8 protein-coding genes are annotated in these 13,126 nt (G+C 35.3%); all 8 read left to right on the top strand.

Annotated elements, in window-relative coordinates:
- Positions 1-219 precede the first annotated feature (219 nt).
- The 8 genes from EYY60_RS17765 to EYY60_RS17730 all read left to right on the top strand — a co-directional run bounded on the left by EYY60_RS17765 (position 220) and on the right by EYY60_RS17730 (position 12,999).
- Positions 220-1,251 carry a LacI family DNA-binding transcriptional regulator gene (locus EYY60_RS17765; protein ID WP_132990639.1) on the top strand — a complete coding sequence of 344 codons (1,032 nt, stop codon included), beginning with the start codon at positions 220-222 and terminating at the stop codon, positions 1,249-1,251.
- 174 nt (positions 1,252-1,425) lie between these two features.
- Complete coding sequence (locus EYY60_RS17760) at positions 1,426-2,943, top strand: MFS transporter (RefSeq protein ID WP_132990638.1); 1,518 nt, start codon at positions 1,426-1,428, stop codon at positions 2,941-2,943.
- Positions 2,936-3,589 carry a beta-phosphoglucomutase gene (pgmB, locus tag EYY60_RS17755; protein WP_132990637.1) on the top strand — a complete coding sequence of 218 codons (654 nt, stop codon included), beginning with the start codon at positions 2,936-2,938 and terminating at the stop codon, positions 3,587-3,589. Before EYY60_RS17760 ends, pgmB begins: the two co-directional genes overlap by 8 nt.
- A gap of 102 nt (positions 3,590-3,691) precedes the next feature.
- A complete protein-coding gene (locus tag EYY60_RS17750; RefSeq protein ID WP_132990636.1) occupies positions 3,692-5,995 on the top strand; it encodes a glycoside hydrolase family 65 protein in 2,304 nt (767 codons plus the stop codon).
- 228 nt (positions 5,996-6,223) lie between these two features.
- The gene (locus EYY60_RS17745) at positions 6,224-8,338 is read left to right on the top strand and encodes a glycoside hydrolase family 97 protein (RefSeq protein WP_132990635.1); all 2,115 of its coding nucleotides are present in this window, start codon (positions 6,224-6,226) and stop codon (positions 8,336-8,338) included.
- Between the two features lie 105 nt (positions 8,339-8,443).
- A complete protein-coding gene (locus EYY60_RS17740; protein ID WP_235832355.1) occupies positions 8,444-10,306 on the top strand; it encodes a glycoside hydrolase family 13 protein in 1,863 nt (620 codons plus the stop codon).
- 242 nt (positions 10,307-10,548) lie between these two features.
- Complete coding sequence (locus EYY60_RS17735; protein WP_132990634.1) at positions 10,549-12,210, top strand: alpha-amylase family glycosyl hydrolase; 1,662 nt, start codon at positions 10,549-10,551, stop codon at positions 12,208-12,210.
- A gap of 111 nt (positions 12,211-12,321) precedes the next feature.
- Positions 12,322-12,999 carry a glycerophosphodiester phosphodiesterase gene (locus EYY60_RS17730; RefSeq protein WP_132990633.1) on the top strand — a complete coding sequence of 226 codons (678 nt, stop codon included), beginning with the start codon at positions 12,322-12,324 and terminating at the stop codon, positions 12,997-12,999.
- Positions 13,000-13,126: the final 127 nt, after the last annotated feature.

Here is a 13,126-nt window from a genome sequence, read left to right as displayed (position 1 = left end):
AGTTTGAGTTTGTGATTGTTAGTTAAGTTTTTAATTTTACTTCGAATTTCAAAATTATGAATTTATTAACACGAACAACCGGTGGCAATTTTTATTGGTTTACGAAAACGTGGTAGTGTTGAAAACTTTCTATTTTTTGTAATCTTTTAAGTCAAAAATTGCCAATACCAAAAATATTAACCAACTTTATTATCAATTAGATTTTTTCCAAAAAACGCTATGAAACGTAAAATAACCCTAAAACAGATTGCAAAGGAGCTGGACGTATCTATTTCAACTGTCTCAAAATCACTACGAAACAGTTTAGAAATAGGCGAAGAAACGCGTCTAAAAGTACAGGCTTTTGCGAAGTTTTATAACTATAAGCCCAACAACATTGCCCTTAGTCTTAAAAACCGAAAAACCAAGAGTATTGGCATTATTATACCCGAAATTGTGCATCACTTTTTCTCTACTGTAATCAATGGCGTTGAGCAAGTCGCCAACGAACACGGATATAGCGTAGTAATCTGTTTATCAGACGATTCATTTGATAAAGAGGTTTTGAATATGGAAATGCTAGCCAACGGAAGTATCGATGGTTTTATCATGTCGCTTTCGAAAGAAACCCAATTCAAAGGCGATTTCCACCACATTACCGAAGTCATTAATCAAGGAATGCCTGTAGTTATGTTTGATCGTGTTACGAATGATATTTTATGCGACAAAGTAATTATTGATGATAAAGCTGCCGCTTATGAAGCCGTTCAAAGCTTGATAGATAACGGACGAAAAAAAATCGCTTTAGTAACCACAGTAGATTATGTAAGTGTTGGAAAATTGCGAACTGACGGTTATGAAAAAGCACTTTTAGATAACGGAATACCTTTTAATGAAGATCTAATCATCAAAATTGAAGATGTTGATACTTGCGAAATCACCATTTCTGAACTTCTCCACGCAAGAGCTTTTGATGCTGTTTTTGCAGTAAATGAGCTTTTTGCAGTAACCATTATCAAAACGGCATCAAAAATGGGATTAAAAGTTCCCGAAGATCTAGCGGTAATTGCATTCACTGACGGAATTATTTCAAAATACTCCACTCCAAGCATCACAACGGTAAGCCAAAGTGGAGAAAAAATGGGCAACAAAGCTGCAAAAATGCTGATTGAAAGACTGGAAGCCGACCACGAAGATGATGAAGACGAAAACGAAAACTATACTACCGAAGTCATAGAAACCCACTTAATAAAAAGAGAATCTACTGACTAATTTTCTTAAAATCAATGCATTCTAAAGCCATAAAAAATATTTATGGCTTTTTTATTAGCATTAATAAAAAAATAATTTATAATTTTACGCCCAGTCAAGGCTTTTAGTTTTACTTCGAAAGAAACAAAGTTTTGATAAGCAAAGCGCTTATCGTATAATTTTCAAATTACGATAATGGAAAAGCGTAAATTAAGTTTCTGGGAAATTTGGAACATGAGTTTCGGTTTCTTGGGAATACAGTTTGGTTTTGCACTGCAAAACGCAAATACTTCTCGAATTTTTGAAACTCTTGGTGCCAAAATTGATGAAATTCCGATTTTATGGATTGCAGCTCCTGTTTCAGGATTAATAATTCAACCCGTTATCGGTTATTTCAGCGACAGAACCTGGACGCGTTTAGGCAGACGACGCCCTTATTTTTTAATTGGAGCTTTATTGTCTTCGATTGCATTATTCGTTATGCCCAACTCTCCTACTTTATGGATTGCTGCAGGAACTTTATGGATAATGGACGCTTCGATAAATGTTTCTATGGAGCCTTTCCGCGCTTTCGTTGGTGATAATTTGCCAGACGAACAACGCGCTTTGGGTTTTGTAATGCAGAGTTTCTTTATTGGAACCGGAGCCGTTGTAGGTTCAGTTCTGCCTTATCTTTTCACAAATGTTTTCGGAGTAAGCAATACTGCTCCTGAGGGAATTATTCCTGATGCCGTAAAATGGTCTTTTTATATTGGTGGAATTGTTTTTCTTCTTTCAGTTTTATGGACGGTTTTCAAAACAACTGAATATACTCCTGAAGAACTTCATGCTTTTGAAGCCAACTCTAAAAAAGATGCTGAAGATCTATCTAGTTCTGAAACAGAATCTGGCATAAGCACTAAGAAGCAATTATCGCTTGGACTTGCATTTGCTGCTATTGGCGGATTAATTTCGTTTTTAATTTTTGAAAATAGCCTCGCAAAAGAGCTGTATATCTTATTCATTGGACTAATTTTTATGGGTATTTTATTTGTAATTGCATCGCAATTACGAAATAAAAAAGTCCAAAACGGCTTTACCATAATCATGACCGATTTATTGAACATGCCAAAAACAATGCAAAAATTGGCCTGGGTTCAATTCTTCTCATGGTTTGCACTTTTCTCAATGTGGATTTATACCACACAAGCTGTTACACAGCACATTTTTGGCACAACAGATACCACTTCAAAAGTATATAATGATGCTGCCGACTGGGTTTCTGTATTATTTACAGTTTACAACGGAATTGCAGCTGCAGTAGCTTTCTTATTACCAATTATTGCAAAAAAAGTAGGCGTTAGAGCAACACACTTATTGGCATTATGTGCTGGAGGTGTTGGTTTAATTTCTGTTTATTTTATTGGTGATAAACAAATGCTGATTGTTCCAATGATCGGTGTGGGAATTGCATGGGCAAGTATTTTATCTATGCCTTATGCGATGTTATCTGGTGCTTTGCCGGCTGCAAAAATGGGTTATTACATGGGAGTTTTCAACTTTTTCGTCGTAATACCACAAATCGTAGCCGCTACGATATTAGGATTTGTAATCAAACAATTCTTTCATAATGAACCTATTTACGCTCTAATAATTGGAGGCATCTCAATGATTTTCGCAGGATTATTGACTCTTAGAGTAAATAGCAAATCTAAAATTGAAATTCATGAATAAAAAAGCGTTCATATTCGACCTTGATGGCGTAATTGTCGATACCGCTAAATACCACTTTTTAGCTTGGCAAAAAATCGCACAGTCATTAAACATAAATTTTACACACGAAGACAATGAACTTTTAAAAGGTGTTAGCCGAGTTCGTTCTTTAGACATTATACTTGGATTAGGAAATGTTCAGGCTTCGCAAGAAGACAAAGACAAATGGCTGATTCAAAAAAACGAAGATTATCTATCTTATTTAGTTGACATGGATGAAAGTGAGGTTCTTCCAGGAGTTTTAAAAATTCTAAAACTATTAAAAGATAAAAACCAAGGAATTGCATTAGGCTCAGCGAGTAAAAATGCAAGACCAATTCTAGAAAAAACAGGGGTTCTGTCTTACTTCGATGTTATTGTTGACGGAAATGACGTTACCAATGCAAAACCAGACCCTGAAGTATTCGTAAAAGCGGCTCAATTATTAAACATTGATCCAAAAAATTCAATCGTATTTGAAGATTCTGTTGCCGGAATTCAGGCAGCAAACATTGCAGACATGGTAAGTGTGGGAATTGGTGAGGAAACAATTTTACATGAAGCTGACTATATTTTTAAAGATTTTACCCAAATCACATCAGACTTTATAGAAAAATTAATCAATTAGAAAAATATGCCAATGTGACAATTAGATAAATACGACAAACACAAATTATCTAATTCTCAAATTGACTAATTATCTAATTATCTCAATTATCAAATTAAACAAATGAATCAAGATTATATAAAACCAGACAATTGGTCAATTATCGAAGAAGGATTTGACGCAGAACGCGTAAAATCGTCTGAAAGTCTTTTTAGTATCGGCAACGGTGCTATGGGACAACGCGCCAATTTTGAAGAAACATACTCAGCAGAAACTTTCCAGGGAAGTTACATCGCTGGGATTTACTATCCAGACAAAACAAAAGTGGGCTGGTGGAAAAACGGTTATCCAAAGTATTTCGCTAAAGTTCTAAACGCACCAAACTGGATAGGAATTGACATTGAAATCAACGAAGAAAATCTTGATTTAAATACTTGCACCGAGGTTAGAAATTTCCGCAGAGAATTGAATATGAAAGAAGGTTGGTACAATCGTTCTTTTGAAGCAATTCTTAAAAACGGAACTGAAATCTCGGTAAATGTTCGTCGTTTTCTTTCATTAGATTTAGACGAAGCCGGAATCATTAAATACGATATTACACCTTTAAACAAAGATGCAAAAATCGTTTACAAACCTTATGTTGACGCTGGTGTAACTAATGAAGACGCTAACTGGGAAGAAAAATTCTGGGAACCGCTTGAAGTTAAAAAAGGTACAAACGAAGCTTTTGTAACGGCTCAAACGTTTAAAACGCATTTTAAGGTTACAACCTTCATGCACAATACGATTTTGGCAAACGGAGAAAATATCAACGTTTCACCATCAACAATCGATTCAACAACAGATAAAGTTCAATATACGTACGGGACAATTATTGCAAAAGGACAGACCTCATCAATTCAAAAAATTGGCGGATATACAGTTTCTTTAAACCACGAAAATACTTTGACTGGAGCCGAAAAGGTAATTAAATCGGCAGTTGCTTTAGGATATGACGCACTTCTTCAAAATCAAATTGAAGCTTGGGCAAAAATCTGGGAAATGTCAGATATTACTATTGAAGGCGATGTAAAAGCACAACAAGGAATTCGTTTCAACATTTTCCAATTAAACCAGACGTATTCAGGAAAGGATTCTCGTTTAAACATTGGTCCAAAAGGATTTACAGGAGAAAAATACGGCGGATCAACTTATTGGGACACTGAGGCATATTGTATTCCGTTTTACATGGCTACAAAAGACCAGCAAGTTGCAAGAAACTTATTGACGTATCGTTACAATCAATTAGACAAAGCAATTGAAAACGCTAAAGACAATTTAGGTTTCAAAAACGGAGCTGCTTTATACCCAATGGTTACCATGAATGGTGAAGAATGTCACAACGAATGGGAAATCACGCACGAAGAAATCCACAGAAATGGTGCGATTGCTTTTGCGATTTACAACTACAATCGTTACACGGGAGATTACTCTTATATTCCAGAAAAAGGTTTAGAAGTTTTAATCGGGATTGCGCGTTTCTGGCACCAAAGAGCTTCTTTCTCAAAAGATAAAAACCAATATGTAATTCTGGGAGTTACAGGTCCAAACGAATACGAAAACAACATCAACAATAATTTCTACACCAATTATATTGCAAAATGGTGTATTGATTTTGCTGCAGAACAAATCGAAAAAGTGTCTTCAGAATATCCTGCAGATCACAAACGCGTTCTTGAAAAAGTGAATCTTTCATCTGAAGAAATTAAAGAATGGAAAAAAGTAGCTGATGATATGTACTTTCCAATTTCAAAAGAACTTGGAATCTATTTACAGCAAGACGGATTCTTAGACAAAGATTTAGTTCCTGTGAAAGATTTAGATAAATCACAGCGCCCAATTAACCAAAAATGGTCTTGGGATCGCGTATTGCGTTCACCATACATCAAACAGGCTGACGTTTTACAAGGTTTCTATTTCTTCGAAGATCATTTTTCTAAAGAAGAATTAAAACGCAATTTTGAGTTTTATGAATCATTTACGGTTCATGAAAGTTCACTTTCTCCTTGCGTTCACTCGATTCAGGCTGCTGCTTTAGATAAAATGGATATGGCATATACTTTCTACTTAAGAACTTCTCGTCTGGATTTAGATGATTATAATAAAGAAGTAGAAGAAGGTTGTCATATCACGTCAATGGCCGGAACTTGGATGAGTATTGTGGAAGGTTTTGGCGGAATGCGTGTGAAAAATGACCAACTTCATTTCTCTCCAAAAATTCCAAAAGAATGGAACGGTTACTCTTTTAAAATTAATTTCAGAAACCAAATTTTAAAAGTAGCTGTAAATCACAACGAAACAACTTTTACTGTAGATGGCGATCAAGATTTAACAATTATCGTTAATGGAAATCCTATAATTGCAAGTAAATTTGTACAAATAAATTAATACAATAAACCATTAGGGATAATTAACAAAAAATATTAAACACATAGAAACATAGATTTAGAGTACTCAAAAAAGGCGTTTCACTTATTTAAAATAAACATAGTGCGCTATGTGAAAGAAACCAGTTTCTCTTTATTCTCTCTTTTTTACAGATAAAATCTATGTTTCTATGTGTTAAAAACAATTATACCCACTAATACGATACTATAAATTTAAAATCAAAAAAACATGAAAAACTTATTTTTCGCAAGTTTAATTTTGTTTGCGTTTAGCACCGTTGCAAAAGCGCAGCAATTAAAATCACCCGAAGGCAAGTTCGTAATGGAATTTTCTCTTCAAAACGACGGAACTCCAACGTACAATTTAAAATATAAAAACAAAGAAGTTGTAAAAACCAGTAAACTTGGTCTTGAACTTAAAGATGATAAAAAATCTTTGTTGAACGACTTTACAATTACTGATACGAAAACTTCAACTTTTGATGAAACTTGGAAACCGGTTTGGGGAGAAGTAGATCACATCAGAAATCATTATAATGAATTGGCTGTTACTCTGAACCAAAAAGGAACAGACAGACAAATCGTTATCCGTTTCCGTTTATTTGAAGACGGACTTGGATTTAGATATGAATTCCCGGCGCAAAAGAACCTTACTTACTTTGTAATTAAAGAAGAAAGATCTCAATTTGCTATGACTGGAGATCACACGGCTTTCTGGATTCCTGGAGATTATGACACGCAGGAATACGATTATACAAAATCGAAATTATCAGAAATTAGAGGTTTATCTCAAAAAGCATATACGGCAAACGTTTCTCAAAAATCTTTTTCACCAACAGGAGTTCAGACTTCTTTGATGTTAAAAACAAACGACGGAATCTACATCAACTTACACGAAGCGGCTTTGATCAACTATTCTTGCATGCACTTGAATTTAGATGATAAAAACTTGGTTTTCGAATCTTGGTTAACGCCAGATGCAAAAGGTGACAAAGGTTATATGCAGGCGCCAAGTCACTCGCCTTGGAGAACTATTATAGTGGGCGACGACGCTAGAGATATCTTGGCTTCAAAAATGACTTTAAACTTAAATGATCCATCAAAAATCGATGATACTTCTTGGATTAAGCCAGTAAAATATGTTGGTGTTTGGTGGGAAATGATTACAGGAAAAAGTTCTTGGTCATACACAAATGATTTTCCAACAGTTCAATTAGGAGTTTCTGATTTCTCAAAAGCAAAACCAAGCGGAACACACGGAGCAAATAATGCTAACGTAAAAAAATACATTGATTTTGCGGCTGCAAATGGTTTCGATGCCGTTTTGGTTGAAGGTTGGAACGAAGGCTGGGAAGACTGGTTTGGACATTCAAAAGACTACGTTTTTGATTTCTTGACACCTTACCCAGATTTTGATGTAAAAGGTTTGCACGAATACGCAAAATCTAAAAATGTAAAAATCATCATGCACCACGAAACTTCAGGATCTGTTCGTAACTACGAGCGTCATATGGATGCGGCTTACAAATTCATGAAAGACAACGGTTATGATGCTGTAAAAAGCGGTTACGTTGGAGATATTTTGCCTCGCGGTGAAAATCATTACGACCAATGGATTGTAAACCACTACCAATATGCGATCGAAAAAGCGGCTGAATATAAAATTATGGTGAACGCTCACGAAGCCGTTCGTCCAACAGGAATTTGTAGAACATACCCGAACTTAATTGGAAACGAAGCAGCAAGAGGAACAGAATACCAAGCTTTTGGCGGTTCTAAACCAAATCACGTTACAGTATTGCCATTTACACGTTTAATTGGTGGTCCAATGGATTATACTCCGGGAATTTTCGAAATGGATATCAGCAAAATGAATCCTGATAACAAATCGCATGTAAACAGTACAATTTGTAACCAATTGGCTTTATACGTAACAATGTACAGCCCGTTACAAATGGCGGCTGATACTCCAGAAAACTACAACCGTTTTCCAGATGCTTTCCAATTCATTAAAGATGTGGCTGTAGATTGGTCAGAAAGTAAATATATTGAGGCTGAGCCAGGAGATTTTATTACCGTTGCCCGTAAAGCAAAAGGAACAAACAACTGGTTTATTGGAAACGTAAACGGAGAAACTTCTCGTACATCAAACATCGATTTCAGCTTCCTTGAAAAAGGTAAAAAATACACGGCAACAATTTATGCTGATGCAAAAGATGCGCATTACAAAACGAATCCGCAAGCTTATACAATTAAGAAAATTGCTGTAACAAGCAAATCAAAATTATCGCAGCTTTCTGCTCCGGGAGGAGGATATGCAATAAGCGTTATTGAAAATAAATAATTTTAATTAACCATATAAGAATGTAAGTCCATTTAAATAGAAATCTCCCCAATTTTTGTCTTAAATGTTCTTACATTTCTTATATGGTTTAAATTCATCTTTACTATGAATAACCTAAAAATTAACCACACATTCTATAAAATAGTTTTAATGGTTTTGTTGTTTTCTGCTTCCGCGAAAGCGCAAATCCAAAAAGTAGAACCGCCATTTTGGTACTCCGGAATGAAAAATCCAGAACTGCAGATTATGTTCTACGGAAAAAACATTTCGCAATATGAAGCTTCGGTTTCTAATAATGTTGCGATTAAAAACGTTGAGAAAACAGAAAATCCAAACTACCTTTTCGTAACAATTGATACGCAAAATGTCAAAGCATCTGAATTGATTTTCTCTTTCAAAAGCAATAACAAAGTTGCTTTTACGCAGAAATATTCGCTTAAAGAAAGAAGAGCAAATTCGGCAGACAGAAAAAGTTACGATGCATCAGATTTGATTTATTTAATCATGCCGGATCGTTTCGCAAATGGAAATCCGAAAAACGACAGTGATGCCGTTTTAACTGAAAAAGGAAACCGCGCAGAACCAGGCGGACGCCACGGTGGGGATATTGAAGGAATTATTAAAAACTTAGATTATATTTCGTCTTTAGGCGCGACTACAATCTGGAGCACGCCTTTATGCGAAGACAACGACAAACAGCATTCGTATCACACTTACGGGCAATCGGACGTTTACAGAATTGATCCCCGCTACGGAACCAATGACGATTACGTTCGCCTTTCTGCAGAAATGCACAAAAAGAACATGAAACTGGTTATGGATTATGTGACAAATCATTGGGGAATTACGCACTGGATGATTAAAGATACGCCAACAAAAACTTGGTTCAATCAATTTGAAAATTTCACTCAGACAAATCACAGACGCGAGGTAATTCCGGATACGCATGCTTCAAAAGCAGATCAGGAAGTTTGTGTTGACGGCTGGTTTGTGCCTTCAATGCCGGATTTGAATTTAAGAAATCCTCTAGTTGCAAAATACTTGACTCAAAACGCCATTTGGTGGATAGAATTTGCCAATCTTGACGGTTTCAGAGTTGATACTTATAACTATTCTGACCCAACAGCTATGGCAAATTGGGCAAAATCAATTACAGATGAATATCCAAACTTTAATATTGTAGGCGAAATCTGGATGCACAATCAGGCAAGTTTAGCTTATTGGCAAAAAGACAGTAAAATTGGAGCGATCAAAAACTACAATTCGAATTTGCCAAGTGTAATGGATTTTACACTTCAAAGTCAGGTGACTTCTGCCTTCAACGAAGATAACCCAAACTGGGATAGTGGATTAATTAAATTCTACAACAATTTTGCGATGGATTATTTATATCCGAACATTAATAATATTTTAGTTTTTGCAGAAAATCATGATACCGATCGTATGAACGATAAATTCAAATATGATTTGCCAAAATACAAACTAGCCATGACTTTATTGGCAACCATTCGCGGAATTCCACAAGTGTATTATGGTTCAGAAATTGGAATGGGCGGTGACAAAAGCAAAGGTGACGCCGATATTCGTCAAGACTTTCCTGGCGGATGGGCTGGTGACAAAAACAATGCTTTCACAGCAGCAGGAAGAACAGCTCAACAAGCACAATACTTTGATTTCACTTCAAAATTATTCAATTGGAGAAAATCAAACGAAGCGGTTCATTTCGGAAAAATGACGCATTATATTCCTGAAAATAACACTTACGTTTATTTCAGATATACCGATGCTAAAACGGTAATGGTAGTTTTCAATAACAATGCAAAGGAACAAGTTATAAAAACAGCTCGTTTTAAGGAAAACATCAAAAACTACAAATCAGGAAAAGATGTGATCACAGGAAAAACATTCGATTTAGCTTCTGAAATTACTTTAGAACCAAAATCAGCTTTGGTTTTAGAATTGGAATAAGAATACTTAACCGCAAAGTTCGCAAGGGCAAGCGCAAAGTTCACAATATTTTTTTGCCACAGATTACACAGATTAACACAGATTTTGTTCGCCACAAATTGCACGAATTTCCACGAATTTATTTATCATATTTGAATTAGTGAAAATTTGTGCAATTCGTGGCAAAAGAAAAAAATCATTTTAATCCTTTAATCTGTGGCTATTTTTTTCAACATGATGTTTATCTAAAAAACTCTTAAAGAATGAAAAAATACACTTTCCTTTTTTTATCTTTAGTATTCATAATTACGGGTTGTTCTGGCTCAAAATCAGTTACAATGAATGATACTTCGAAAACACCTTTCGTTTGGGAAGGAGCAAATGTTTATTTTTTACTTACAGATCGTTTTTACAACGGAGACACTTCCAACGATGTCAATTTTAACCGAACCAAAACTCCCGGAAAACTCCGCGGATTTGAAGGCGGTGACATCATAGGAATCACAAAAAAAATCGAATCAGGATATTTTGAAAAATTAGGAATAAATGCCATTTGGCTTACGCCGATTGTAGAGCAAATTCACGATGGCGTTGATGAAGGAACCGGATTGAGTTATGGCTTTCACGGTTATTGGGCAAGAGATTGGACGGCTTTAGATCCAAATTTCGGAACCAAAGAAGATTTAGCTAAACTGGTAAAAAAAGCGCACGAAAAAGGCATCAGAATAATTCTCGATGGTGTAATCAATCATACCGGACCAGTAACTCCAGAAGATCCTGTTTGGCCTTCAGATTGGGTAAGAACTGGTGTTGTCTGCGATTACAAATCGTTCGAAAATACAACCATGTGTACTTTGGTTGACAATCTTCCAGATGTTAGAACAGAAAGTACTCAGGAAGTAGCGCTCCCTCCTTTTTTAATTGAAAAATGGAAAAAAGAAGGTCGTTACGAAAAAGAAATCGCTTCATTAGACGAATTCTTCAAAAGAACAAATTATCCAAGAACACCAAAATATTACATCATAAAATGGCTTACAGATTATATTTTAGAATTTGGAGTTGACGGATACAGAGGCGACACGGTAAAACACACCGATGAAAACGTTTGGGCCGATTTTAAAAAGGAATGTGAATACGCTTTTGAGACTTGGAAAAAACATCATCCGATGCAAGTTCTAGATCAGAATCCGTTTTACACCATTGCCGAAGTTTACGGTTACGGAATCAGCGGTGGGCAGGATTATGATTTTGGAGATCGAAAAGTAAATTATTTCCAAAATGGTTTCAACAGCATGATCAATTTTGAATTTAAATGGAATGCTGCACAAAACGATTACGAAGGTTTATTTTCTAAATATTCGAATGCACTTAACAATGACTTAAAAGGATATTCTGTTCTTAATTATATGTCTTCACACGACGACGGCCAACCTTTCGATGCCAACCGAACAAAAAGCATCGAAACCGCCAATAAATTATTGCTTTCTCCAGGAATGTCTCAGGTTTATTACGGCGATGAATCGGCAAGATCTTTAGTTGTTGAAGGTACGCAGGGTGATGCAACTCTACGTTCAAACATGAATTGGGATGATATTCAGAACAATCCAGAAACGCAAAAAACACTTTTACATTGGCAGAAATTAGGTCAGTTTAGACGAAATCATCCTGCTGTTGGCGCTGGTGTTCACAAACTGATTAATCCATATCCTTATACTTTTTCCAGAACGTTTACTAAAGGTTCCTTTACAGATAAAGTTGTTATGGGAGTAGATTTACCAAAAGGCAGAAAAGAACTTCCAGTTGGCGATATCTTCTCAAACGGAACAAAACTAAAAGATGCTTACTCGAATCAAGAAGTTGAAGTTATTGATGGAAAAGTGATTATTGACAATGATTTTGATATTGTTTTACTCGAACTAATCTAAAAGTTTAACCGCAAAGGTCGCAAGGGAAAATCGCAAGGTTCGCAAAGATTATAAAAAACTTTGCGAACCTTGCGTAAAACTTTGCGACCTTTGCGGTTAAACTCGCAGCAAATGCTAAAAATTGGACATCGAGGTGCAAAAGCATACGAACCTGAAAACACCTTGCAAGCTTTTCAAAAAGCCCTAGACCTACATTCAGACGGAATAGAACTTGACGTTCATTTGAGCGTTGACAGGCATATTGTTGTAATTCACGACGAAACCATCGACAGAACCACAAACGGAAAAGGTTTAGTAAATGATTTGACTCTAGCAGAATTAAAATCATTTTTAATTGATGGAAAATACCAAATCCCAACTTTAATCGAAGTTTTTGATTTGGTTGATAAAGAATGTTTGATCAATATCGAATTAAAAGGTTTAGGAACTGCACCGAAAGTTGTCAGCTTAATTGAAGAATATATTTCAAAAAAAGACTGGAATTACAATCATTTTATAGTTTCAAGTTTTGATTGGAATATGTTGGAGGAAACATCAAAACTAAACTCAAATATCCCGATTGCTGTTTTAACAGAAGAAAATATAGATACTGCTTTGGCTTTCGCAGAAAAAATAAAAGCAAAAGCCATTCATCCTGATTTTAATTTATTGAATAAAGAAAATGTGCAACAAATGCAGGAAAAAGGATTTCTAGTTTTACCTTGGACAGTAAACACAGAAGAAGACATTCAAAAAGTAAAAAGTTATAAAGTAAACGGAATTATCTCTGATAATCCAGACAAAATATAAAGTTTAAAATAGCAACAGATTAAAAGTTTTTTTTGCCACAAATTCCACAAATTTTCACAAATTAAATGCGAAAATCAATTTGTGAAAATTTGCGTAATTTGTGGTTAAATAAAAAAATTAGTGCCAA

The organism is Flavobacterium zhairuonense (assembly GCF_004352915.1).
In the GTDB taxonomy this organism is placed as follows: domain Bacteria; phylum Bacteroidota; class Bacteroidia; order Flavobacteriales; family Flavobacteriaceae; genus Flavobacterium; species Flavobacterium zhairuonense.
This window is presented reverse-complemented; position numbering and strand designations above follow the sequence as displayed.